We start from the raw sequence: 24,848 nt of genomic DNA on the forward strand, positions 1-24,848 counted from the left end.
GAGTTGTAGCACGACACCCGCAACCACAAAAAATAAGCATCGACGACACGACACAATCAGGCCCAACACAACAGACGTGCAATGAATCAGGCTTAAGGAACGGTTATGGACCAAAAACGACTTACTCACCTGCGGCAACTGGAGGCGGAAAGCATCCATATTATCCGTGAGGTGGCCGCCGAATTCGCAAATCCGGTGATGATGTATTCCATCGGCAAAGATTCCAGCGTAATGCTGCACCTGGCGCGCAAAGCGTTTTATCCTGGCACGCTGCCGTTCCCGCTGCTGCACGTTGATACCGGCTGGAAATTCCGTGAGATGTATGAATTCCGCGACCGTACTGCGAAAGCCTACGGCTGCGAACTGCTGGTGCATAAAAACCCGGAAGGGGTGGCGATGGGGATTAGCCCGTTCGTTCACGGTAGCGCCAAGCACACGGATATTATGAAAACGGAAGGGCTGAAGCAGGCGCTGAACAAATACGGCTTTGACGCCGCGTTCGGCGGCGCGCGCCGTGACGAAGAGAAATCCCGCGCCAAAGAGCGTATCTACTCTTTCCGCGACCGCTTCCACCGCTGGGACCCGAAAAACCAGCGTCCGGAGCTGTGGCACAACTACAACGGCCAGATTAACAAAGGCGAAAGCATCCGCGTGTTCCCGCTCTCCAACTGGACCGAGCTGGATATCTGGCAGTACATCTACCTGGAAAACATCGAGATTGTTCCACTGTACCTTGCCGCCGAGCGCCCGGTGCTGGAGCGCGACGGTATGCTGATGATGATCGATGACGACCGTATCGATCTGCAGCCGGGTGAAGTGATTAAAAAACGGATGGTGCGTTTCCGTACCCTGGGATGCTGGCCGCTGACCGGCGCGGTAGAGTCCGACGCGCAGACGCTGCCGGAAATTATCGAAGAGATGCTGGTCTCGACCACCAGTGAACGTCAGGGCCGCATGATTGACCGCGACCAGGCCGGCTCCATGGAGCTTAAAAAACGTCAGGGTTATTTCTAAGGAGCCGCCATGAACACCACTATTGCACAACAAATCGCTGATGAAGGCGGCGTTGAAGCGTATCTGCATGCTCAGCAACATAAAAGCCTGCTGCGCTTCCTGACCTGCGGCAGCGTGGATGACGGCAAAAGTACGCTGATTGGCCGACTGCTGCACGACACCCGTCAGATTTATGAAGACCAGCTTTCGTCGCTGCATAACGACAGCAAACGTCACGGTACCCAGGGTGAAAAACTCGACCTGGCGCTGCTGGTGGACGGCCTGCAGGCCGAGCGCGAGCAGGGCATTACCATCGACGTGGCGTACCGCTACTTCTCCACCGAGAAGCGCAAATTTATTATTGCCGACACCCCGGGGCACGAGCAGTACACCCGCAACATGGCAACCGGCGCGTCAACTTGTGACCTGGCGATCCTGCTGATCGACGCCCGTAAAGGCGTGCTCGATCAAACTCGTCGTCACAGCTTTATCTCGACGTTGCTTGGGATCAAACACCTGGTGGTGGCTGTCAACAAAATGGATCTCGTTGATTACAGCGAAGAGACGTTTAACCGCATTCGCGAAGAGTACCTGACCTTCGCAGAACAGCTACCGGGGAACCTGGATATTCGCTTTGTGCCGCTGTCTGCGCTGGAAGGTGATAACGTCGCCAGCAGCAGCGACAACATTGCATGGTACAGCGGCCCGACGCTGCTGGAAGTCCTGGAAACCGTAGAGATCCGCCGTACGGTGGACACGCAGCCAATGCGCTTCCCGGTGCAGTACGTTAACCGTCCGAACCTCGACTTCCGCGGCTTCTCAGGCACCGTGGCTTCGGGCAGCGTGAAGGTCGGACAGCGCGTTAAAGTGCTGCCGTCAGGCGTCGAATCCAGCATTGCCCGCATCGTGACGTTTGACGGCGACCTGCCGGAAGCGTTTGCCGGTGAAGCGGTTACGCTGGTACTGAAAGATGAAATTGATATCAGCCGTGGCGACCTGCTGCTGGATGCGCAGGATGCCCTGCCGTCGGTGCAGCGTGCGGCCGTTGATGTGGTGTGGATGGCCGAGCAGCCGCTGGCGGCAGGGCAGAGTTACGACATCAAAGTCGCTGGCAAGAAAACGCGCGCCCGCGTGGACGGTATTCAGTATCAGGTCGATATCAACAACCTGACCCAGCGTGAAGTGGATGCGCTGCCGCTGAACGGTATTGGTCTTGTGGATCTCACCTTTGATGAGCCATTGGTGCTCGACAAATATCAGGAGAACCCGGTGACCGGCGGCCTTATCTTCATTGACCGCTTAACCAACGTTACCGTTGGCGCGGGGATGGTACGTGAGCCGAATACCGAAGAAGCCGCAGTGGCTTCAGAATTCAGCGCCTTTGAGCTGGAACTGAACGCGCTGGTGCGCAAACACTTCCCACACTGGGGTGCGCGCGATTTGCTGGGAGGCAAATAATGGCTCAGCATGACGAAAACGTCGTCTGGCACGCCCATCCTGTCACCGCGCAGCAGCGCGAACAACTCCACGGTCATCGTGGGGTTGTGCTGTGGTTCACCGGTCTTTCGGGCTCGGGGAAATCCACCGTAGCCGGCGCACTGGAAGAAGCGCTGCATGAGCTTGGCGTCAGCACCTATCTGTTAGATGGTGACAATGTGCGTCATGGCCTGTGCAGCGATTTGGGCTTTACCGACGCAGACCGTAAGGAAAATATTCGCCGAGTGGGTGAAGTGGCGAAGCTGATGGTCGATGCCGGGCTGGTGGTATTGACCGCGTTTATCTCGCCGCACCGTGCAGAGCGTCAGATGGTACGCGAGCGGGTAGGCGATGATCGTTTCTTTGAGGTGTTTGTCGATACGTCGCTGGCGACCTGCGAAGCGCGCGATCCGAAAGGCCTGTACAAAAAAGCGCGTGCCGGTGAGCTGCGTAATTTTACCGGGATTGATTCATCATATGAATCTCCCGAGCAGCCTGCGATCCGCCTTGATGGTGAACAATTAGTAACAAATTTGGTTGCGCAATTATTAGATCTACTCAAGCAGAGCGATATTATCAGATCCTGAAAACGTGCCGGAGTTTGTTGGCTCCGGCCTAACAGGATTATTTATGCGTAATACTCAGAACATCAACGTGGCCCAATCAGAGTCACTCGCCCCAACCTATGATGAAACCACATGGTCTTTGTCAGGGGCTTTTGTCGGCTTTGTCGCATGGTTGATGGCGCTGGGTATTCCCTACCTGCATTACGGCAATAACACGCTGTTCTTCTTTTTATACACCTGGCCATTCTTCCTCGCCCTGATGCCTGTTGCGGTTGTTATTGGTGTTGCCTTTCATTCATTAGTGAAAGGCAAACTAGGCTACACAATTGTTGCAACTCTGGTGACGGTCGCTGCGCTGTGCGGTTTATTATTCATGTGGTTGATGAGTTAATGCTTCTGCATTAGCGCTTATCCGCACTTCAGACCATGACAATACCGTGCCTCTGTGCCGCTGAAATATGATAAATTTCCAGCGATATGCGGTATCACCTGCGGCCGGAGTGGAGAATGACGGCAAGTTATGGGATGATAGGGCCGTTTTTCAGGGGGCAGGATGGGTAAATTAACGCTGCTATTACTGGCTTTGCTGGTCTGGCTACAATATTCGTTGTGGTTTGGAAAAAATGGTCTGCATGACTTCAGCAAGGTCCGTGATGATGTGACCGTACAACAGTCAACCAACGCGAAATTAAAAGCGCGCAACGATCAGCTCTTCGCCGAAATTGACGACCTCAACGGTGGCCAGGAAGCTATCGAGGAACGCGCACGTAACGAACTCAGCATGACCCGTCCGGGCGAAACTTTCTATCGTCTGGTTCCGGATGCGTCTAAACGCAGTCAGGGCGCGGGGCAAGCGCAAACTAATCGATAATCAGTCCCAGGATGACGACATGGCCGTAACTTTTCCGGGCGTATGCGCCGTGGTGCCGGCAGCCGGATTTGGCCGCCGCATGCAAACGGACTGCCCAAAGCAATATCTCTCAATCGGTAACAAAACGATTCTGGAACACTCGGTGGATGCGTTGCTGGCTAACGCCCGCGTCCAGCGGGTGATTATCGCCGTCTCTGCCGGAGACGAACGCTTCCAACAAACCACCCTTGCGCAACACCCACAGATAACCGTCGTTGAAGGCGGCGCCGAACGTGCCGACTCCGTTCTGGCTGGACTGCGGGTGATTGATGACGCCGAATGGGTACTGGTGCACGATGCGGCGCGTCCGTGCTTACATCAGGACGATCTCACACGACTGCTCGGATTAAGTGACACCAGCCGCGTTGGCGGCATTCTGGCAGCGCCGGTGCGCGACACCATGAAGCGTGCGGAGCCCGGTAAAACGGCGATTGCGCACACGGTCGATCGTAACGATTTGTGGCACGCGCTGACCCCGCAATTTTTCCCTCGTGAACTGCTGTTGGCGTGTTTAACTCGCGCGCTGAACGAAGGAGCGTCGATTACCGACGAAGCATCGGCACTAGAATATTGTGGCTATCACCCCGAGTTGATTGCCGGACGTGCTGATAATATTAAGGTTACTCGCCCGGAAGATCTGGCGCTTGCCGAATTTTACCTCACCCGCTTGGGTTGACCAGGAGAAGACATAATGCGCATTGGACACGGATTTGACGTACACGCGTTTGGAGGCGTTGGCCCGATTATCATTGGCGGCGTGCGTATCCCTTACGAAAAAGGTCTGCTGGCGCATTCCGACGGCGACGTGGCGCTGCACGCGCTGACCGATGCCTTGCTGGGCGCAGCGGCGCTAGGCGACATCGGCAAACTGTTCCCCGATACCGACCCCGCTTTTAAAGGCGCGGACAGTCGTGCACTGCTGCGCGAAGCCTGGAAACGCGTGCAGGCCAAGGGTTATACCCTGGGCAACGTCGATGTGACTATTATTGCTCAGGCACCGAAAATGCTGCCGCACATCCCGCAGATGCGTGTGTTTATTGCCGAAGACCTCGGCTGTCATATGGACGACGTAAACGTCAAAGCGACCACCACCGAAAAGCTCGGCTTTACCGGGCGTGGCGAAGGCATTGCCTGCGAAGCGGTCGCGCTGCTGCATAAGGCGAAACCATGATTCAGTTTGATGCACTCACCTACCTGCACGGAAAACCGCAGGGAACCGGGTTGCTGAAGGCCAATCCGGAAGATTTTCTGGTGGTCGAAGATTTAGGTTTTGAGCCGGACGGCGAAGGCGAACATATTCTGGTGCGTATCCTGAAAAATGGTTGCAACACCCGCTTTGTTGCCGACGCGCTGGCAAAATTCCTTAAAATACATGCCCGCGAAGTGAGCTTTGCCGGGCAAAAAGATAAACACGCGGTGACCGAACAGTGGCTGTGCGCGCGCGTGCCGGGCAATGTGATGCCGGACCTCAGCCAATTCCAGTTGGAAGGCTGTCAGGTGCTGGAATACGCGCGACACAAGCGTAAGCTACGTTTAGGCGCGCTGAAGGGTAACCAGTTCACGCTGGTGCTGCGTGAAGTGAAAGACCGCGCGGACGTTGAAGCGCGTCTGCAGGCAATTGTCGAGCGCGGCGTGCCGAACTACTTTGGCGCCCAGCGCTTTGGTATTGGCGGCAGCAACCTGCTTGGCGCGCTGCGCTGGGCCGAGAGCGGTGCGCCGGTGCGCGATCGTAATAAACGCAGTTTTTGGTTGTCGGCGGCCCGCAGCGCGTTGTTTAATCAGATTGTGAGTGAGCGCCTAAAAAAACCGGACTTTAATCAAGTTGTTGACGGTGATGCGCTACAATTAGCGGGGCGTGGCAGCTGGTTTGTTGCCACCGACGACGAGCTTGCGGCACTGCAGGCTCGCGTTGACGCGCGTGAACTGATGATTACCGCCGCGCTGCCAGGCAGCGGCGATTGGGGCACGCAGCGAACCGCGCTGGAGTTTGAACAAACAACGCTGGCTGACGAGACCGCGCTGCAATCATTGCTGCTGCGTGAAAAGGTTGAGGCCGCTCGTCGCGCTCAACTGCTCTATCCGCAGCAGTTCAGCTGGAACTGGTGGGACGACGTCACCGTCGAACTGCGTTTCTGGCTGCCGGCGGGAAGCTTCGCGACCAGCGTGGTAAGGGAACTTATCAATACAACAGGTGATTATGCGAATATTGCTGAGTAACGATGACGGGATCCATGCGCCAGGCATTCAGACGCTGGCCAGAGCCTTACGGGAGTTTGCCGAGGTTCAGGTAGTTGCACCCGATCGTAACCGCAGCGGTGCGTCGAATTCGCTGACGCTTGAGTCCTCGCTTCGTACCTTCACTTTTGATAACGGCGACATCGCCGTCCAGATGGGCACGCCAACGGACTGTGTCTATCTGGGCGTCAATGCGCTAATGCGTCCGCGCCCGGATATCGTGGTTTCTGGCATTAACGCCGGGCCAAATCTGGGCGATGACGTTATCTATTCCGGCACGGTGGCTGCCGCGATGGAAGGCCGTCACTTAGGCTTTCCTGCGCTGGCGGTCTCGTTAAATGGCCATCAGCATTACGACACCGCCGCTGCCGTCACCTGCTCGCTGCTGCGCGCCTTAGCGCGTGAGCCGCTGCGCACCGGGCGTATTCTGAACGTTAACGTTCCAGATTTGCCGCTCGATCAAATCAAAGGTATTCGCGTCACGCGCTGCGGTAGCCGCCATCCGGCGGATAAAGTTATCCCGCAGCAGGACCCGCGCGGCAATACGCTCTACTGGATTGGCCCGCCGGGTGACAAATGTGACGCGGGCCCGGACACCGACTTTGCTGCCGTTGATGCGGGCTACGTATCGGTTACGCCGCTACATGTCGATCTCACTGCCCATAGCGCGAATGAGGTCGTCAACGACTGGCTTGAGCAAGCGAGGATTGAGGCGCAATGGTAGTCAGTAAACGCATCCAGAGCCTGTTGAACCAGCTACGCCAGCTTGGCATTCATGACGAGCGGGTGCTGGACGCCATGGCGCAGGTGCCGCGCGAAAAATTTATTGATGAAGCGTTTGAACACAGCGCGTGGGATAACGTGGCGCTGCCGATAGGACAAGGACAGACCATTTCGCAGCCGTATATGGTGGCGCGAATGACGGAGCTGCTGGAACTGACCCCCGATTCAAGGGTGCTGGAAATCGGCACAGGCTCGGGGTATCAAACGGCAATCCTCGCACATATGGTGCATCACGTCTGTTCCGTTGAGCGTATTAAAAGCCTGCAATGGCACGCGCGTCGTCGCCTGAAGCAGCTTGATTTACACAATGTATCTACCCGTCATGGCGATGGCTGGCAGGGGTGGCAAGCGCGTGCCCCATTTGATGCCATTATTGTCACGGCGGCTCCGCTGGAGATTCCGACTGCACTGATGTCGCAGCTCGACGAAGGCGGTATTCTCGTTTTGCCCGTGGGCGATGATCAGCAGTACCTGAAGCGCGTTCATCGGCGGGGAGACGAATTTATTATCGATACCGTAGAGGCCGTTCGCTTCGTTCCCCTGGTGAAAGGGGAATTGGCCTGAGACCCGGATTATTCTGAGGTTTTTTGGCCTAATTCAGCGTATGGTGAACACGTTTTCCAGTGTTCAGCACGTGCGTTGCGCGGTATTCAGTCACTGGCAGTTAACCTATTCCTGGGGGATAAATGAGCGCGGGAAGCCCTAAATTTACCGTTAATCGTATTGTGGCATTATCACTGGTTTCACTTTGGCTGGCCGGTTGTACATCATCGAATAATGCACCAGCGCCAGTCAGCTCCGTGAACAGTAACGGCTCCAGCAGCACGAGTTCCGGCATGTTAATTACGCCGCCGCCGAAAATGGGCAGCACGGCGCAGTCTACTCCTCAGATTCAACCGGTACAGCCGGTACAAACGCAGCCCGTTCAGACCCAGCCGCGCATTACTCAGCCTGTTGCTGAGCAGCCGGTGCAGATGGAAAACGGTCACATCGTCTACAACCGTAAATACGGCGACATTCCTAAAGGCAGCTACGCAGGCGGCAGCACCTATACGGTGAAGCACGGCGATACGCTGTTCTACATTGCCTGGGTTACCGGCAATGATTTCCGTGACCTTGCCCAGCGCAACAACGTCGCCGCGCCGTACGCGCTGAACGTTGGTCAGGTGCTGCAGGTAGGCAACGCTTCTGGTCAGCCAATCACCGGTAATAACCCGGTTGCGATAGCCAGTTCACAGTCCAGCGGTGGAAATTCCGGATTAGTCTCAAAACCTGCGCAAAATTCAACCGCGGTTGTTGCGTCGACTCCGACAATTACGTATTCTGAGGATTCAGGTGAACAAAGTGCTAACAAAATGTTGCCTAACAACAAGCCTGCGACGAGCACCGTCACAGCGCCTGTAACGGCACCAACTGCGAGCACGACCGTACCGACTGCCAGCAGTACTTCAACCAGTTCGCCAATCTCTTCATGGCGCTGGCCAACTGACGGCAAGATTATCGAAAACTTTAGCGGCACCGACGGTGGCAACAAAGGTATCGATATTGCGGGCAGTAAAGGACAGGCAATCGTCGCAACCGCCGATGGGCGCGTCGTCTATGCCGGTAACGCACTGCGCGGTTACGGTAATCTTATTATCATCAAACACAACGATGATTACCTGAGTGCCTACGCTCATAACGATACAATGCTGGTCCGGGAACAACAGGACGTCAAAGCGGGGCAGAAAATCGCTACCATGGGTAGCACCGGAACCAGTTCAACACGTTTGCATTTTGAAATTCGTTACAAGGGGAAATCCGTCAACCCGCTGCAGTATTTACCGCAGCGATAATTCGGCAAAGTACTTCACATGAACGCTTTCAGGCGACGTCGGCAGCTGCAGAGGCCGCCTGAAAAGTGACATGATAAGGTGCATTGCCTGGGGATCACGGGTAGGAGCCACCTTAATGAGTCAGAATACGCTGAAAGTTCATGATTTAAATGAAGACGCGGAATTTGATGAGAATGGAGTAGAGGTTTTCGATGAGAAAGCCTTGAGTGAAGAGGAACCCAGTGACAACGAACTCGCAGAAGAAGAGCTCTTATCGCAGGGTGCCACTCAACGTGTACTCGATGCGACTCAGCTTTACTTAGGCGAGATCGGCTATTCTCCGTTATTGACCGCTGAAGAAGAAGTCTATTTTGCTCGTCGTGCTCTGCGTGGCGATGTTGCCTCACGCCGTCGGATGATTGAAAGCAACCTCCGTCTGGTCGTGAAAATTGCCCGCCGTTACGGCAATCGTGGTCTGGCGCTGCTGGATCTTATCGAAGAGGGCAATCTGGGGCTGATTCGTGCCGTAGAAAAGTTCGACCCAGAACGTGGGTTCCGTTTTTCAACCTACGCTACCTGGTGGATCCGTCAGACCATTGAACGGGCTATCATGAACCAAACCCGTACCATTCGTCTGCCAATCCATATTGTTAAAGAGCTGAACGTTTATCTGCGTACCGCGCGTGAACTGTCGCACAAACTGGATCACGAACCGAGTGCGGAAGAGATTGCCGAACAGCTGGATAAACCGGTTGATGACGTAAGCCGTATGCTGCGTCTCAATGAACGCATCACCTCAGTTGATACGCCGCTGGGCGGGGATTCTGAAAAAGCGCTGCTGGACATCCTGGCCGATGAAAATGAAAACGGTCCGGAAGACACCACGCAGGACGATGACATGAAGCAAAGCATCGTGAAATGGCTGTTCGAACTGAACGCCAAACAACGAGAAGTGCTGGCGCGTCGTTTTGGTCTGTTGGGGTATGAAGCCGCTACGCTGGAAGATGTCGGTCGCGAAATTGGCCTGACCCGCGAGCGCGTGCGTCAGATTCAGGTTGAAGGTCTGCGTCGTCTGCGTGAAATCCTGCAGACACAGGGGCTGAATATCGAAGCGCTGTTCCGCGAGTAATAGAGTTTTGTTCAAAGAGGTCAGCCGCAAGGCTGGCCTTTTTCTTTGCCTTTGTCCGCACTATTCCATCATCTTACGTATAAGCTGTGTAAACTGCTCGCGCTCCTCGGGCGTTAAACGCTGCAAAAATTCGTTGTCCACGCGGTTTCCCACCGGCTGACTGGCTGCCAGCAATGCCTCACCTTCTTCGGTCAAAAAGACAAATCGACGACGTTTATCGTCGGGGTCCTGCTCGCGTCTGACTAATCCTTTAATCTCCATTCGGCTGAGCATCTCGGCGAGTGTGGCCTTGGTGCTGACCGCTACGCTGGTCAAGGCAACCTGCTCGATACCCGGACTTTCAGCGATAGAGCGCATCACCGCATACTGCGGCTTGGTCAGCTCGGGCAATTCATGCTGCCAGCGTGAAGTATGCTGTTGAAAAAGATGGCGAAGCAGGTGGAACGCTTCGTTTTTGATTTCCATGATGGCTCTCCGGCAGTGTGCGCGTCTTTATGATAGCCGTTCCGGGCAATTTGAACAAAATGAACAAAAAATGCGAGCGTATACGAACAATCTTGTCAGCGTCATGCAACAGGAGTAAGTTTATTCATATTGTTCGTACACGAACGAAAATGAGGTGAGCAATGAGACTGATTATAGGCATGACTGGCGCCACCGGGGCACCGCTAGGTGTTGCACTGCTCCAGGCACTGCGCGATATGCCGGAAGTGGAAACTCACCTGGTCATGTCGAAATGGGCGAAAACTACCATCGAGCTTGAAACGCCGTGGAGCGCGCGCGACGTCGCTGCAATGGCCGACTTCAGTCACAGCCCGGCGGACCAGGCCGCCACCATCTCCTCCGGCTCTTTCCAGACCGACGGCATGATTATTATCCCGTGCAGCATGAAAACGCTGGCCGGTATTCGCGCAGGCTACGCCGATGGACTGGTGGGACGTGCCGCTGACGTGGTGATGAAAGAAGGGCGCAAGCTGGTGCTGGTGCCGCGTGAAATGCCGCTCAGCACCATTCATCTGGAAAACATGCTGGCGCTCTCCCGCATGGGCGTAGCGATGGTTCCACCTATGCCCGCGTTCTACAACCACCCGGAAACGGTCGACGATATCGTTCAGCACGTGGTGACGCGGGTGCTCGATCAGTTTGGCCTCAAATACGATAAAGCGCGCCGCTGGCAGGGGTTACCGGCGACGAAACAATTTTCACAGGAGAATGCATAATGGCTTTTGATGACTTACGCGGTTTTTTGCAGGCGCTGGAAGACCAGGGTCAACTGCTGAAAATCAGTGAAGAGGTAAATGCCGAGCCGGATCTGGCGGCCGCGGCCAATGCGACAGGCCGTATTGGCGACGGTGCGCCAGCCGTATGGTTTGACAATATCCGTGGCTTTACCGATGCTCGCGTGGTGATGAACACCATCGGCTCCTGGCAGAACCATGCGATTTCGATGGGCTTGCCGATGAACACGCCGGTCAAAAAACAGATTGATGAGTTTATTCGCCGCTGGGATAAATTCCCGATTGCTCCGGAACGCCGCGCTAACCCAGCGTGGGCGGAAAACACCGTCGACGGTGACGACATTAACCTGTTCGACATCCTGCCGCTGTTCCGCCTGAACGACGGTGACGGTGGTTTCTACCTTGATAAAGCCTGCGTGGTTTCCCGCGACCCACTGGACCCGGATAACTTCGGCAAGCAGAACGTCGGTATCTACCGTATGGAAGTGAAGGGCAAGCGTAAGCTCGGACTGCAGCCGGTTCCTATGCACGATATCGCGCTGCACCTGCACAAAGCGGAAGAGCGCGGTGAGGACCTGCCGATCGCGATTACCCTCGGTAACGACCCGATTATTACCCTGATGGGCGCGACGCCGCTGAAGTATGACCAGTCTGAATACGAGATGGCCGGTGCGCTGCGCGAAAGCCCGTACCCGATTGCCACCGCGCCGCTAACCGGCTTTGATGTGCCGTGGGGCTCTGAAGTGATCATCGAAGGGGTTATCGAAGGGCGTAAACGCGAAATCGAAGGTCCGTTCGGTGAATTTACCGGCCACTATTCCGGTGGCCGTAATATGACAGTGGTGCGTATCGATAAAGTTTCTTATCGCACCAAGCCGATTTTTGAATCGCTCTATCTCGGAATGCCGTGGACCGAAATTGACTACCTGATGGGCCCGGCCACCTGCGTGCCGCTGTATCAACAGTTGAAAGCTGAATTCCCGGAAGTGCAGGCGGTGAACGCCATGTACACCCACGGCCTGCTGGCGATTATCTCCACCAAAAAACGCTACGGCGGCTTTGCCCGCGCGGTGGGGCTGCGCGCGATGACCACGCCGCACGGTCTGGGCTACGTGAAAATGGTGATTATGGTTGATGAAGACGTCGACCCGTTCAACCTGCCGCAGGTGATGTGGGCGCTGTCGTCGAAGGTTAACCCAGCGGGCGATCTGGTGCAGTTGCCGAATATGTCGGTGCTGGAGCTCGACCCTGGCTCAAGCCCGGCGGGGATCACCGACAAACTGATTATCGACGCTACCACGCCGGTTGCGCCGGACAACCGTGGTCACTACAGCCAGCCGGTACAGGATTTACCTGAAACCAAAGCCTGGGCTGAAAAACTGACCGCTATGCTGGCTAACCGTAAGTAAGGAGGAAAAGATGATTTGTCCACGTTGCGCCGATGAACATATTGAAGTGATGGCGAAATCGCCGGTAAAAGATGTCTGGACCGTATACCAGTGCCAGCACTGCCTGTACACCTGGCGCGATACCGAACCGCTACGCCGCACCAGCCGCGAACATTATCCAGAGGCGTTCCGCATGACGCAGAAAGATATTGATGATGCGCCGATGGTGCCAGCCATTCCGCCGCTGCTGGCGGAAGATAAGCGCTAATGCATTCAACAGCGATGGGGATTCACCTCGTCGCTGTTACTTGTTTTTTATGGGGAACACTGTTCACATTCTGTGATCTGGTCTTAATTCTGCGACACTCAATATTTAAAAATATGTAAATATATACATGATTTTAAAAACAGTATTGACACCTTGTGGTAAATGCGTAGATTAAGATTTAACAGCACAATAAAAGTAAGTGTTTATTCAGAAGTACTGGGGTTAACCATTTTGTAATAAGGCCACGAAGTTTGTAGTTTGGGATGCAGTATGTTTTAAGGCCTCGTAGTCATTGTGCTGGAAAGCAAAATGGTAGAGTATGCGCGACGATGTAAGGCCTTGTTTTAAATTCATTTACTGCGATTATCGTTTCATGGTAAACGCAACGGTAATAAGGCAACGCATCAAAGAGTATATGTCGCGATGGGGAATGTACTTGTTTAAGGCGCCATGCTTAAGTTCGTGATAAGGCTGGCGGTTTGTGTAACAGGATAACTAGAGGGAGGTTTTTAAGTTTTAATGCCCAATATTATCTGTAGTAAACGGGTGCATTTGAAAGCAGTATAAATTGTAGTAACAATTCAGTAAGTTAATTAATGTTAAATCTGAAGTTTGTAGCACCGTAAAAGCCCTTGCCGTACTGGTAAGGGCTTTTTTTTCATTTGACCCATACGTACATTTTAATTTTTCGATAAATTCAACGGCTATGAAGGCGCCACTTCAGCATAAGCGAAGCGGCGCAGATCATTACACCATTCCTTTCAGACGATAAATCCACTCCAGCGCCTGACGTGGGCTCAGCGAGTCCGGGTCCAGACCTTCCAGCGCTTCTACCGCTGGGGAGAGCTCTTCCGGCGCTGACAGCAGCGACATCTGTGTCCCGTCTACCTGCGTCGCCGCCGCGTTTGGCGAGATGCTTTCCAGCTCGCGCAGTTTCTGACGCGCGCGCTTAATCACCTCTTTCGGCACGCCCGCCAACTGCGCTACCGCCAGACCATAGCTCTTGCTAGCCGCGCCGTCCTGCACGCTGTGCATAAAGGCGATGGTATCGCCGTGCTCCAGCGCGTCCAGATGCACGTTCGTCACGCCTTCCATTTTCTCCGGCAGTTGGGTCAGCTCGAAGTAGTGGGTCGCAAATAGCGTTAACGCCTTGATCTTATTAGCCAGATTCTCCGCACAGGCCCATGCCAATGACAAACCATCGTAGGTTGACGTGCCGCGACCAATCTCGTCCATCAGCACCAGGCTGTTTTCGGTGGCGTTATGCAGAATATTGGCGGTTTCGGTCATCTCCACCATAAAGGTTGAGCGGCCGGAAGCCAGGTCATCCGCCGCGCCCACGCGGGTGAAGATGCGGTCGATAGGGCCAATCTCTACGCTCTGCGCCGGGACGTAGCTGCCGATATAAGCTAGCAGCGCAATCAGCGCCGTTTGACGCATATAGGTACTTTTACCACCCATGTTCGGGCCGGTAATGATCAGCATTCGACGCTGTGGCGACAGGGTCAGCGGGTTGGCAATAAACGGCTCGTTCAGCACCTGTTCAACCACCGGATGGCGGCCTTCGATAATCCGGATACCGGGCTTATCGATAAACGTTGGGCAGGTGTAGTTGAGTGCATAGGCACGTTCCGCGAGATTCACCAGCACGTCCAGTTCCGCCAGTGCGCTAGCGCTCTGCTGAAGGTCTGCCAGATGCGGCAGCAGCAGGTCGAACAGCTCGTCATAAAGCTGTTTCTCCAGCGCCAGCGCCTTGCCTTTCGAGGTCAGAACTTTGTCCTCGTACTCTTTCAGCTCAGGGATGATGTAGCGTTCGGCGTTTTTCAGCGTCTGGCGGCGCACGTAGTTGATTGGCGCCAAATGGCTCTGACCGCGGCTAATCTGAATGTAATAACCGTGGACGGCGTTATATCCGACCTTCAGCGTGTCGAGCCCGGTACGCTCGCGTTCGCGAATTTCCAGACGGTCAAGGTAGTCGGTGGCGCCATCGGCCAGCGCGCGCCATTCATCGAGCTCTTCATGATAGCCTGGGGCAATCACGCCGCCATCGCGCACCAGCACCGGCGGCGCATCAATAATCGCCCGCTCCAGCAGTTCGCGCAGTTCGCTGAACTCGCCCATTTTCTCGCGCAGCATCTGCACCGGCGCGCTGTCGACGCTTTCTAGTTGGGCACGCAGTTCCGGTAACTGCTGGAAGGCGTGGCGCATACGGGCGAGGTCGCGCGGGCGCGCGGTGCGCAGCGCCAGGCGAGCAAGAATACGTTCCAGGTCGCCGACCTGACGCAGAACTGGCTGTAAATCGGCGGTGGCATCCTGCAAGGCGCCGATAGTTTGCTGGCGCTCGGTCAGGACTTTGGTATCACGCACCGGCATATGCAGCCAGCGCTTAAGCATACGGCTGCCCATCGGCGTGACGGTGCAGTCGAGCACGGAGGCGAGGGTATTTTCAAGCCCGCCTGCCAGGTTCTGGGTGATCTCCAGGTTACGGCGGGTGGCGGCATCCATAATGATGCTGTCCTGCTGGCGATCCATGGTGATGGAGCGGATGTGCGGTAGCGAGGTACGCTGGGTGTCTTTCACGTATTGCAGCAGACAGCCCGCAGCGCAAAGCCCACGCGGTGCGCCTTCAACACCAAAACCGACCAGGTCACGGGTACCAAACTGCAGATTCAACTGCTGGCGCGCGGTATCAATTTCAAATTCCCACAGCGGGCGACGGCGCAGGCCGCGACGACCTTCAATCAGCGCCATCTCGGCAAAATCTTCGGCATACAGCAGTTCGGCTGGGTTCGTACGTTGCAATTCGGCAGCCATGGTTTCACGGTCGGCCGGTTCGCTAATGCGAAAACGCCCGGAACTGATATCCAGCGTGGCGTAGCCATAGCCTTTGCTGTCCTGCCAGACGGCGGCGAGGAGGTTATCCTGGCGCTCCTGCAACAGCGCTTCATCGCTGATGGTACCCGGCGTCACGATACGCACAACTTTACGCTCGACCGGACCTTTGCTGGTGGCCGGGTCGCCAATCTGTTCGCAAATGGCGACGGACTCGCCTTGATTCACCAGCTTGGCGAGGTAGTTTTCGACCGCGTGGTGCGGAATGCCCGCCATCGGGATAGGTTCACCGGCAGAAGCGCCACGCTTGGTCAGCGAGATGTCGAGCAGCTGCGATGCGCGTTTCGCATCGTCATAAAACATCTCGTAAAAGTCGCCCATGCGGTAAAACAGCAGGATTTCGGGATGCTGCGCTTTCAGCTTAAGATACTGCTGCATCATCGGCGTATGTGCGTCGAAATTGTCGATTGTACTCATCCGTTTGTGATGTCCATTTTCTAAAATTTTACTGAGTGCGTTTTGTGCTCGGACTCATCTGGTGCCGTGGAGCTCATGAAATCCGGCCTGTTTTTTCATGAGTACGTAAGGTGCATGATAACGGAGTCTGGGGGACAGGAAAACAGAAGAGGGGGCATCGTCCTGAAATGGCCACGTCGGCAAATTGATCTCACCGACCTTTTGCGACGGTTGTCATTCTCCTGAAAGCGTTAGCCGCTATAATCCCCGCCTCTTGTGCGGCTCTTCGCACATGACCCCTTCTGAGTTCAGAGGCTAACATCGATGACATGGCACCAATTTAAACACACCTTCCTGATCAAATTCTGGTCCCCGGTTCCTGCGGTAATCGCGGCCGGTATTCTCTCTACTTATTACTTCGGCATCACCGGCACTTTCTGGGCGGTGACGGGCGAGTTCACGCGTTGGGGCGGGCAATTGCTCCAGCTTGCTGGCGTACATACCGAGACCTGGGGCTATTACAAGCTGATTGGGCTCGACGGTACGCCGCTGACCCGTATCGACGGCATGATGATTATCGGCATGTTCGGCGGCTGCTTTGCCGCGGCGCTGTGGGCCAATAACGTGAAGCTGCGTCTGCCGAAAAGCCGCATCCGTATTTTGCAGGCGATTGTCGGCGGCATTATTGCTGGTTTTGGCGCACGTCTGGCGATGGGCTGTAACCTCGCGGCCTTCTTTACGGGCATTCCGCAGTTCTCACTTCACGCCTGGTTCTTCGCGTTGGCGACGGCCATTGGGTCCTGGTTTGGCGCCCGCTTTACGCTGCTGCCTATCTTCCGTATCCCGGTAAAAATGGTCAAAGTCTCGGCGGCATCGCCGCTGACGCAGCGTCCTGACCAGGCGCGTCGACGCTTCCGTCTGGGTATGCTGGTGTTTATTGGCATGGTCGGCTGGGCGCTGCTGACGGCGGCGGGGAGCCCTAAGCTGGGGCTGGCGATGCTGTTCGGCGTGGGCTTTGGTCTGCTGATTGAGCGGGCGCAAATCTGCTTTACCTCGGCGTTTCGCGACTTGTGGATCACCGGGCGTACGCAAATGGCGAAGGCCATTATTTTCGGTATGGCGGTGAGCGCCATCGGTATCTTCAGCTATGTGCAGCTGGGCGTGGCGCCGAAAATTATGTGGGCAGGTCCGAATGCGGTGATTGGCGGGCTACTGTTTGGCTTCGGCATTGTGCTGGCCGGCGGCTGTGAAACTGGCTGGATGTATCGTGCCGTCGAAGGGCAGGTGCACTATTGGTGGGTGGGGCTTGGCAACGTGATTGGCTCAACCATTCTGGCCTACTACTGGGACGATATCTCCCCGTCGCTTGCCACAAGCTGGGACAAAGTGAATCTGTTGACCACCTTTGGCCCGCTCGGTGGTCTGCTGGTTACCTACGGCCTGCTGCTGATTGCGCTGCTGTTAATTCTTGGCTGGGAAAAACGGTTCTTCCGTCGTAACGCTTCCGCCACTATTACTGCGAAGGAGAGTGTATGAAAACGATCGTCCCGGATTACCGTCTGGACATGGTGGGTGAGCCTTGCCCGTACCCGGCGGTGGCGACGCTTGAAGCGCTGCCGCAGTTAAAGAAAGGCGAAATACTGGAAGTGGTGAGCGACTGCCCGCAGTCGATTAATAACATCCCGGTGGATGCGCGCAACCACGGCTATACCGTGCTCGACATCCAGCAGGATGGGCCAACCATCCGCTATTTAATCCAGAAGTAACCTGTCGCCCTCGCCGTCCGGCGAGGGCGCATTGTGTTATCCAAATCTCGGTAGCAGGTTCAGCGTACTGCCAAACCAGCACAGAATCACCATGACCCCAAACAGAATAACCACCGCCGGAATGGCCTTGCCGCCCCAGACGGTAAAGGTTTTCTCCGGGAAGCGTTCGCGCGATTTCAACGCCAGGAATGCGGGCACAATAACCGCCCAGACGGTAGCGCACAGCCCCGCGCCGCCGATGGCGTAGATAAAACCGTTCGGGAAGATTAGGTACAGTGCCGCTGGGGGCAGGAAGGTGAGTAACAGCGTCTTAAAGCGGCCCCACAGAGTGTTGCCCATCTTGAACAGATCCGCCAGGTAATCAAATAGCCCGAGCGTAACGCCGAAGAAGGAGCTGGCGACCGCGAGATTAGAGAAGATAAGCAGGAAGAACTCAATCACACCGTGTTGGTTGGTCCCTAAGAAGGATTTCACCAACGCATCCACGTTCCCGCCTGAGGCAATAATCTCTTTAAAACTGCTGCGATGGATATTGCCCATCGTGCAGTAGAGCCAGAACAGATAGATAACCAGCGCTAGCAGCGAACCATAGACGATACTTTTAATGAGTTTGTCTTTACGTTTGCCGTAGCAGATTATCAGGCTGGGAATGTTGCCGTGAAAACCAAACGACGCCAGGCATACCGGCACCGCCATCAGAATATAGGGGAGGTAGGTGCTGTTCGCTTCCGGCGCAGCGATATCGCGAAGAATGGTATAGTCGACCTGAAAGAAGAAGGAGCCGAAGACCACCACGAAGGCGATAATTTTAATGCCGAGGAAAAAGGAGGTGATACGGCTAGCCGCAAGGGAGCTAACCCACAGCACGCTGGCGACAAACACTGCGCTACAGATACCGACGATTCGCGGATTCACGTGCGTTCCGGCGTTGATGGCGATGGTTTCGCTGATGATCGCTCCGTTGGCTGAGATATAGGCATAGGTCAGAATATACAGAACGAAGGCAACGGTAATGCCGCTAACTACATTCCACTTATTGCCGATTAAATCTTTAGTGATGGTATTAAAACTGGAACCTACGGGATAATTAAGATTGGCCTCTAAGAGTAGTAACCCGGAATGCAGCATTGAAAACCAGGAAATAATTAAAATAAATGCACCCCAGAAAAACCATGCCCCTGCAAGGTCAACCGGTAGTGCAAACATACCGCCACCGATAACGGTGCCAGCAATAACCATAATCCCCCAAAAAGAGGAATGTTTTGTATTCGACGCTTCTTCCATGGCCTTCCCTTATTGATAAAGAATATGTTTCTGCGGTTGTCAGAAATAATCAATGTTGCCAGGTGCCGGAATCTCTAATGGCTATATCAGTGATATAGCCATTAGAGTAGGTGAGAATTAAACTTCTTTCAGTTTTGCGGTGAAGTGTCGTAATACTTTCGGTTCGTAGGTAAAGGTTAAGCCTTTAATATTTGGCGCATTCTCCTTCACGTGTTCAAAGGCTTCAATAATGAAGTCCATATGCGTTTGGGTGTAGGTGGCGCGTGGAATGGTTAAGCGCAGAAGCTCTGCCGGGCAAGGGAGCTGCTTGCCGGTTTTCGGGTCGCGTCCCAGCAGGAAGGAGCCAATCTCAACGGCACGAATACCGGCGACTTTATACAGTTCGCAGGCCAGCGCTTGCGCCGGGAACTGCTCTGCGGGGATGTGCGGTAGCAGCTTACCAGCATCGACAAACGCTGCGTGGCCGCCCGCCTGCTGGCAGGTGACGCCGATGGCTTCAAGCCCGTCGACCAGATACTGAATCTGCTTGATACGGTAAGAGAGCCAGTCCTGGTTCATCCCGTCGGTCAGGCCAACGGCCAGACGCTCCATTGCCCCGCCCTCAAGGCCGCCGTAGGTGGGGAAGCCTTCCTGCACTACACACAGTGTGCGGCATTCGGTGTAGACGTCAAAGAAAGCGTCGTCTTTGATGCACAACAGGCCGCCCATCGGCACCATCGCATCTTTCTTCGCTGACATTGCCAGCATATCGGCGTATTTGTAGGTTTCGTGGGTGATCTCTTCAATGCTCCAGTCGTGGTATCCCGGTTCACGCTGCTGAATAAACCAGGCGTTTTCCGCGAAGCGTGCGGAGTCCATCACCACTGGAATGTCATATTTCTTCGCAATGGCGTACATCGCTTTCAGATTCGCCAGCGATACCGGCTGGCCGCCCGCAGAGTTACAGGTGATGGTAGCCACTATATAAGGGACGTTATTGGGGCCAACTTCTTCAATGCCGTTTTCCAGCCCCTGTAGATCAAAATCGCCTTTAAAATCATTACGTGCGGAGGTATCAAATGCCTCTTTAATATAGACATTGCGTACGGTGCAGCCGTTAATCTGGCTATGGCCTTGGGTGGTATCAAAGAAATAGTTGGAGAAGGCGACCATTTTGCTGCGGTCCAGCCCTTTTTCCTGCTCGCGCTTTTTAATTAATACCGGAATATAGATTTGCTCTGCGCCGCGTCCCTGGTGGGTTGGAATCGTATACTGGTAGCCGAAAATCTCTTTAACGGCGTTGCATAGCGCATAGTAGCTGCGGCTGCCGCTATAGGCTTCATCGCCGCGCAGCATGGCGGCCTGCATATTTTGCGTTACCGCGCCAGTGCCGCTGTCGGTCAGCAGGTCAATAAAGACATCTTCGCTATCGAGCAGGAACGGATTCATGCCTGAGGTGATAATCGCATTTTCACGGTGTTCCCGGGTGGTGCGTTTTACCGGCTCAATAACGCGAATACGGAAAGGCTCTGGAAGATGTTTAAAGTTATTCATGGCGTAATCCTTAATCCTTTTTTAGACATACTCGTCCCGCAGGTTATTCATTTATGATGAAAACCATTTTCTGGGCGCAATACGAATACCTAAACCGGATAACGTTATATAACGGCAAGCTCCGCTCACGGCATATTAAAAATGCGTGCGGTACATCGCTGCTATTAAACAGTTATCTTGAAATAGGTATGTGATATCAGAAACAGAATTCAGGCTTCTGTTTGCAATGATATGGACGCGAGGTCGTGTGAAGGGCTAAGGACGGTGATTGACAATAACGTTGTCAATATTAAACCATTTTGAGGTGTTATACGTTCTATTGTGGAAGTTCATAATGTATGTTCTCCATTAGACACGAATATACATTATTCGATTTGACTTATTTGTCTATTAGCGTTTTATTCAATTGTGAATTTGGTCACGAATGCGTATATCTCATTATCAATAGTGGGTGTTTAGCCTGCACTTAATAAATAAAGCAATAATGACCCACGTGAGTAATAAAGCAGGCGTGAAGCCACGCCCGCTTTATTAAGGTGTCAGATAAATCTGCGGTACCGCCGCTTCCGGATGCTGGAGCATCGCAATTTCTGCGCCATACCAACGGTGAATCACCGACTGCTGAATGACCTCCTGCGGCGTGCCCTGCGCCACCAGTTTTCCCTGATGCAGCAGCAGTATCGAGTCGGCCCACAGCGCGGCGAGATTGAGGTCGTGCAGCACGATACACACGTGCAGCTTGCCGCGTCGGGTCAGCTTTTTCAGCAGCCGCAGTAGGTGCTGCTGGTAGTAAAGATCCAGCGCCGAGGTGGGTTCATCCAGAAACAGCCAGCCCTGCGGGCCATCTTCACCCCATAACTGCGCGAGGCTCCGTGCGAGCTGTACGCGCTGTTGCTCGCCGCCGGAAAGCGCGGGATACAGTCGGCCTGCCAGGTGCGTACAGCCGGTTTCGGCCATCACCCGCGCAATCAGCGCCGGGTCAACCTGCGTTCCCCACGGCGCACGTCCCATCGCAATCACCGTTTCCACCGGCCAGTTGGCGTTAAGCTGCGTGCGCTGCAGCATTACCGCGCGGCGGCGGGAAAGGGCGGAGGCAGACCAGGTGCTAAGCGCTTTTCCTTCGATATGTTGCTCGCCGCTGTCGGCGGATAAAAAGCCGGTCAGCAGCCGCAGTAACGTCGATTTTCCTGCGCCGTTAGGACCAATCAGCGCGGTCACTTCGCCGGGCTGTAGCGCCAGCGAGATATTATCAATCACCCGGCGTTTACCGAGCTTCAGCGATAGCGAGCGCGCAACGTACTGATTATCCACGCATCCCCCTCTCCTGACGGAAAATAAGCCACAAGAACCACGGCGCACCGAGCAGGCTGGTCAGCAGCCCGACCGGCATTTCGGCGGGGGCCGCCACGGTGCGGGCGAGAGTATCGGCAATCAGCAGCAAAATTGCGCCTGCCAGCAGCGAGCCGGGGATAAGCCCCCGGTGATCTGGCCCCAGCCACATGCGCATCAGATGCGGCACGACCAGCCCGATAAAGCCAATGACGCCGCTGATCGCCACCGAGGCGGCCACCAGCACCGCGCTGCACAACAGCAGCAGCCGTTGCAGTACCCGCACGTTAACGCCGAGGTAGTGCGCCTCTTCATCACCCAACTGAAGCAGGTTCAGGCGTGCCGCCGTCCACCAGACCACCAGCGACGCAGGGATAATCAGCGTGGCGGCAACCAGTAGCGTCGGCCACTCGGCTTGCCCCAGGCTGCCCATTCCCCAGAGCGACATCTGACGAAGCTGCGTGTCGTTACTTATCCACGACAGCATGCCCACCAGCGCACCGCACAGGGCGTTAATTGCAATCCCTACCAACAGCAGGCGGGAGAGCGAACCGTCTCCCGCTTTACTCAGTACAAAAATCACCGCCATCACCGCCAGGCTGCCGATAAACGCCGCCAGCATTGGCGCATACAGCGCCACCAGCACCGGCACCGAAATGGGCAGCACCACCCAGAAGGAGACCGCCAGCGCCGCACCGCTGCTGATCCCGAGCAGGCCCGGGTCTGCCAGCGGGTTGCGGAACAGCCCCTGCATCACGCAGCCGGAGAGCGCCAGCGCGCTGCCAACCAGCAGCGCTAGCAGGACGCGGGGCAGGCGGATGGTGAGCCAGATGTGACGAAGCACTTCATCGCCCGACGGCCAGATGCTCGCCAGCGGCAGGCGCATGGCGCCGAGCGTGGTGGCAAACAGCGTCAGGGCAACGAGCAGCAGCACCATCAGCCACAGCTGGCGTGAGGCGGTGACGTTCATCAGTGCAGTTGCTCCGCTTTCTGGCGCAGCTGTTGCAGCGCCTGCGGCGTGCGCGGACCGAAGCCCAGCAGCGCCATATCGTCAATCACCAGCACCTGTTTATTGCGCCCGGCAGGCGTTTGCACCAGCCCCGGCAGCTTCCACAGCGCGGCTTCACCGCCCATGCCCTTCAGGCCGTCAGCGGAGATAACCACCAGATCCGGCCCGCTGGCGATGACCCCTTCCTGCGACATGGTGCGGTAGTGGTCAAACCCCTGCATGGCGTTCTGTAAGCCTGCCAGCTTGATAGCACCGTCTGCCGCCGTTTGCTGACCGGCCACCAGCGCGCCGGAACCGCCGTGGCTGAGAATAAACAGCACGCGCTTGCTCAGCGGCTGCGCCGGGATTTTGGCCATCTCGTCATGCAGCGTTTTGCGCAGCGCATCGCCCTGGGGTTGTTTACCCAACGCGTCGGCAATTGCTTTTACCTTGCTGTCCATTGCTGCGGCATCGTAGCCACCCGGCACGTTAACTACCTTCACCTTGCTGCCTTCTACCTTTTGCAGCACCAGCGAGGGCTGTGCCTGGCTGCTGGCGAGTACTAACGTTGGGCGTAGAGAAAGAATGCCTTCGGTGCTCAGTTGGCGAAGGTAGCCGACATCCGGCAGAGACTGGGTTGCCGCAGGCCAGGTGCTGGTGCTATCGCGTGCCACTAACTGAGACTGCGCGTCCAGCGCGTAGACGATTTCGGTGACGTCGCCGCCAAGCGTGATAATGCGCTCGGCGGCGCTGGAGAACAGCGGCAGCGCGGCTAACAGTATCAGCAGGCGTTTCATACGGTCTGGCCTTCCGCCGTCAGGCTATCCACCTGGTTGCGCCACTGCGTCTGCTCCGGATGACCTTCGCTGCGCTGGCCGTACAGCTGCGCAATCTGGGTGCCGTCTTTGGCAAACAGCTCCACGCTGGTGACGTGACGACCGTCCACGGTCGGTTTGCGGGTTACCCACACTTCGTCGATAGTTTCTTCGCGCAGGTGCAGGGTGAAGGTGCTGTTGAAGATGTTGATCCAGCCGCGCATTGGCGTCAGTTTTTCCAGCGTGCCGGTGAAGATCTGCACGCAGCCGCGGTTGCCGACAAAAATCATAAATTCGTTGCCGTCCTGTTGGATGGTTTCCAGCAGGCGAGGCAGGGCCTCGGTGTCGATACGGCAGGCCAGGTCATCGCTCACCAGGCGAAAAGCCTGCTGGCGTGAGAGGTTGTATTTGCGCAGTAGCACGAAGAACTGATGCACGTCAGTCATCGCGCGCCACTCTTTTTCCAGCGCCGCACCGTCAGCCGTCTCGGCGTAGCGAGCGCTTTCTACCGGACGAAGGGCCAGCGGCGTTGGGTTTGATTGCGTCTGTTCGGCAATCAGCGCCTGCCAGGCCGCGCTGTCCGTAGCGTCGGTGGTGTAAACCTTCAGCACTGCGTCACCGTGCGGGTCAAAGAACTGGATGCTTTCGCGCCCCTGATCGTTGACGTGGAATGCGCTCGCCCACTGGCTCAGGAACAGACGCAGATCCAGCGCGCGCGGGTTCAGCACCAGGCCTGCGTGGCCGTCGAGGTGCTGGTGGGTGAAGGCACCAACCTGCTCGTGAACCGCATATTCGTTGCGGCAGATGCATTTGGTTTCGCCCACGTGTTCAAGTGCGGCGAGAATTGTGCGTGCATTATCCTGCAGGCGAACGGCATCGTGGCCGACGCGTGCTTCGGTCAGTTCCGCCTCGCTAATACCCATCGTGGCAGCGATGTCGCGGGCGTATTTGGCAGTGCCGCTGGCTTTAACGTCCTGATAGCGCTGCCACAGTTCGGTTGGTGAGTTTTGCATAGCTCTCTTCCTTATAATTACCCCGGCCAATG

Annotated in this window: 26 protein-coding genes; 17 read left to right on the forward strand and 9 right to left on the reverse strand. The window is 55.6% G+C overall.

Annotation, left to right across the window (positions count from 1 at the left end):
* Positions 1-105 precede the first annotated feature (105 nt).
* The 12 genes from cysD (at position 106) to rpoS (ending at position 9,906) form a co-directional block, all read left to right on the forward strand.
* Positions 106-1,014, forward strand: coding sequence for a sulfate adenylyltransferase subunit CysD (gene cysD, locus ACH1XZ_RS14960; protein WP_035892866.1), 909 nt, complete (start codon positions 106-108; stop codon positions 1,012-1,014).
* A 9-nt stretch (positions 1,015-1,023) separates the two neighbouring features.
* Positions 1,024-2,451 carry a sulfate adenylyltransferase subunit CysN gene (gene cysN / locus ACH1XZ_RS14965; protein WP_395596184.1) on the forward strand — a complete coding sequence of 476 codons (1,428 nt, stop codon included), beginning with the start codon at positions 1,024-1,026 and terminating at the stop codon, positions 2,449-2,451.
* Positions 2,451-3,056, forward strand: a complete 606-nt coding sequence (cysC, locus tag ACH1XZ_RS14970; RefSeq protein WP_333496661.1) for an adenylyl-sulfate kinase — start codon at positions 2,451-2,453, stop codon at positions 3,054-3,056. The genes cysN and cysC overlap by 1 nt, the downstream gene beginning before the upstream one ends.
* A 43-nt stretch (positions 3,057-3,099) precedes the next feature.
* Complete coding sequence (locus ACH1XZ_RS14975) at positions 3,100-3,426, forward strand: DUF3561 family protein (protein ID WP_395596185.1); 327 nt, start codon at positions 3,100-3,102, stop codon at positions 3,424-3,426.
* Positions 3,427-3,588: 162 nt separating this feature from the next.
* Positions 3,589-3,906, forward strand: coding sequence for a cell division protein FtsB (gene ftsB / locus ACH1XZ_RS14980; RefSeq protein ID WP_395596186.1), 318 nt, complete (start codon positions 3,589-3,591; stop codon positions 3,904-3,906).
* Between the two features lie 19 nt (positions 3,907-3,925).
* On the forward strand, positions 3,926-4,621 hold the full coding sequence (gene ispD, locus ACH1XZ_RS14985; protein ID WP_395596187.1) for a 2-C-methyl-D-erythritol 4-phosphate cytidylyltransferase: 696 nt from the start codon (positions 3,926-3,928) through the stop codon (positions 4,619-4,621).
* A gap of 15 nt (positions 4,622-4,636) precedes the next feature.
* Positions 4,637-5,116: a 2-C-methyl-D-erythritol 2,4-cyclodiphosphate synthase gene (gene ispF, locus ACH1XZ_RS14990; protein WP_035892877.1), complete on the forward strand. Its 480-nt coding sequence runs from the start codon at positions 4,637-4,639 to the stop codon at positions 5,114-5,116.
* Entirely contained in the window at positions 5,113-6,162 is a 1,050-nt protein-coding gene (gene truD / locus ACH1XZ_RS14995) for a tRNA pseudouridine(13) synthase TruD (RefSeq protein ID WP_395596188.1), read from the forward strand. Before ispF ends, truD begins: the two co-directional genes overlap by 4 nt.
* Positions 6,143-6,904 (forward strand): 5'/3'-nucleotidase SurE, encoded by a 762-nt coding sequence (gene surE, locus ACH1XZ_RS15000; protein ID WP_395596189.1) that lies wholly within the window; start codon positions 6,143-6,145, stop codon positions 6,902-6,904. The genes truD and surE overlap by 20 nt, the downstream gene beginning before the upstream one ends.
* Positions 6,898-7,527, forward strand: coding sequence for a protein-L-isoaspartate(D-aspartate) O-methyltransferase (locus tag ACH1XZ_RS15005; RefSeq protein WP_395596190.1), 630 nt, complete (start codon positions 6,898-6,900; stop codon positions 7,525-7,527). The genes surE and ACH1XZ_RS15005 overlap by 7 nt, the downstream gene beginning before the upstream one ends.
* A 122-nt stretch (positions 7,528-7,649) precedes the next feature.
* Complete coding sequence (gene nlpD / locus ACH1XZ_RS15010; protein WP_395596191.1) at positions 7,650-8,798, forward strand: murein hydrolase activator NlpD; 1,149 nt, start codon at positions 7,650-7,652, stop codon at positions 8,796-8,798.
* 115 nt (positions 8,799-8,913) lie between these two features.
* On the forward strand, positions 8,914-9,906 hold the full coding sequence (gene rpoS, locus ACH1XZ_RS15015; RefSeq protein ID WP_035892885.1) for an RNA polymerase sigma factor RpoS: 993 nt from the start codon (positions 8,914-8,916) through the stop codon (positions 9,904-9,906).
* A gap of 60 nt (positions 9,907-9,966) precedes the next feature.
* Here the strand turns inward: rpoS and ACH1XZ_RS15020 are convergent, their stop codons facing one another.
* Positions 9,967-10,371 (reverse strand): MarR family winged helix-turn-helix transcriptional regulator, encoded by a 405-nt coding sequence (locus ACH1XZ_RS15020; RefSeq protein WP_395596192.1) that lies wholly within the window; start codon positions 10,369-10,371, stop codon positions 9,967-9,969.
* Between the two features lie 161 nt (positions 10,372-10,532).
* Here ACH1XZ_RS15020 and ACH1XZ_RS15025 point away from each other — a divergent pair, with 161 nt between their 5' ends.
* From ACH1XZ_RS15025 to ACH1XZ_RS15035, 3 genes are read left to right on the forward strand one after another with little or no spacing between them, the layout of a single operon-like run.
* Complete coding sequence (locus ACH1XZ_RS15025; protein ID WP_395596193.1) at positions 10,533-11,126, forward strand: non-oxidative hydroxyarylic acid decarboxylases subunit B; 594 nt, start codon at positions 10,533-10,535, stop codon at positions 11,124-11,126.
* Complete coding sequence (locus ACH1XZ_RS15030; protein ID WP_395596194.1) at positions 11,126-12,553, forward strand: non-oxidative hydroxyarylic acid decarboxylases subunit C; 1,428 nt, start codon at positions 11,126-11,128, stop codon at positions 12,551-12,553. The genes ACH1XZ_RS15025 and ACH1XZ_RS15030 overlap by 1 nt, the downstream gene beginning before the upstream one ends.
* Positions 12,554-12,563: 10 nt before the next feature.
* Positions 12,564-12,800 carry a non-oxidative hydroxyarylic acid decarboxylases subunit D gene (locus ACH1XZ_RS15035; protein WP_333496670.1) on the forward strand — a complete coding sequence of 79 codons (237 nt, stop codon included), beginning with the start codon at positions 12,564-12,566 and terminating at the stop codon, positions 12,798-12,800.
* A gap of 747 nt (positions 12,801-13,547) precedes the next feature.
* Here ACH1XZ_RS15035 and mutS read toward each other — a convergent pair.
* Positions 13,548-16,109, reverse strand: a complete 2,562-nt coding sequence (gene mutS, locus ACH1XZ_RS15040; RefSeq protein ID WP_395596195.1) for a DNA mismatch repair protein MutS — start codon at positions 16,107-16,109, stop codon at positions 13,548-13,550.
* Between the two features lie 303 nt (positions 16,110-16,412).
* Between mutS and yedE the strand changes: the two genes are divergently transcribed.
* Positions 16,413-17,624 carry a selenium metabolism membrane protein YedE/FdhT gene (gene yedE, locus ACH1XZ_RS15045; RefSeq protein WP_395596196.1) on the forward strand — a complete coding sequence of 404 codons (1,212 nt, stop codon included), beginning with the start codon at positions 16,413-16,415 and terminating at the stop codon, positions 17,622-17,624.
* Entirely contained in the window at positions 17,621-17,854 is a 234-nt protein-coding gene (yedF, locus tag ACH1XZ_RS15050; protein ID WP_395596197.1) for a sulfurtransferase-like selenium metabolism protein YedF, read from the forward strand. Before yedE ends, yedF begins: the two co-directional genes overlap by 4 nt.
* Positions 17,855-17,890: 36 nt before the next feature.
* Here the strand turns inward: yedF and tnaB are convergent, their stop codons facing one another.
* The 7 genes from tnaB to ACH1XZ_RS15085 all read right to left on the reverse strand — a co-directional run bounded on the left by tnaB (position 17,891) and on the right by ACH1XZ_RS15085 (position 24,816).
* Positions 17,891-19,138, reverse strand: coding sequence for a low affinity tryptophan permease TnaB (tnaB, locus tag ACH1XZ_RS15055; protein ID WP_395596198.1), 1,248 nt, complete (start codon positions 19,136-19,138; stop codon positions 17,891-17,893).
* A 117-nt stretch (positions 19,139-19,255) separates the two neighbouring features.
* Entirely contained in the window at positions 19,256-20,671 is a 1,416-nt protein-coding gene (gene tnaA, locus ACH1XZ_RS15060; RefSeq protein WP_395596199.1) for a tryptophanase, read from the reverse strand.
* A 255-nt stretch (positions 20,672-20,926) separates the two neighbouring features.
* A complete protein-coding gene (gene tnaC, locus ACH1XZ_RS15065; protein WP_072011356.1) occupies positions 20,927-21,004 on the reverse strand; it encodes a tryptophanase leader peptide in 78 nt (25 codons plus the stop codon).
* A 198-nt stretch (positions 21,005-21,202) separates the two neighbouring features.
* Positions 21,203-21,982 carry a heme ABC transporter ATP-binding protein gene (locus ACH1XZ_RS15070; RefSeq protein WP_395596200.1) on the reverse strand — a complete coding sequence of 260 codons (780 nt, stop codon included), beginning with the start codon at positions 21,980-21,982 and terminating at the stop codon, positions 21,203-21,205.
* Positions 21,975-22,970 carry a FecCD family ABC transporter permease gene (locus ACH1XZ_RS15075; protein WP_395596201.1) on the reverse strand — a complete coding sequence of 332 codons (996 nt, stop codon included), beginning with the start codon at positions 22,968-22,970 and terminating at the stop codon, positions 21,975-21,977. Before ACH1XZ_RS15075 ends, ACH1XZ_RS15070 begins: the two co-directional genes overlap by 8 nt.
* Positions 22,970-23,785: a heme/hemin ABC transporter substrate-binding protein gene (locus tag ACH1XZ_RS15080; RefSeq protein WP_395596202.1), complete on the reverse strand. Its 816-nt coding sequence runs from the start codon at positions 23,783-23,785 to the stop codon at positions 22,970-22,972. Before ACH1XZ_RS15080 ends, ACH1XZ_RS15075 begins: the two co-directional genes overlap by 1 nt.
* Positions 23,782-24,816: a hemin-degrading factor gene (locus ACH1XZ_RS15085; protein ID WP_395596203.1), complete on the reverse strand. Its 1,035-nt coding sequence runs from the start codon at positions 24,814-24,816 to the stop codon at positions 23,782-23,784. Before ACH1XZ_RS15085 ends, ACH1XZ_RS15080 begins: the two co-directional genes overlap by 4 nt.
* Positions 24,817-24,848: the final 32 nt, after the last annotated feature.

Source organism: Kluyvera chengduensis, from assembly GCF_044197065.1.
GTDB lineage: Bacteria > Pseudomonadota > Gammaproteobacteria > Enterobacterales > Enterobacteriaceae > Kluyvera > Kluyvera ascorbata_C.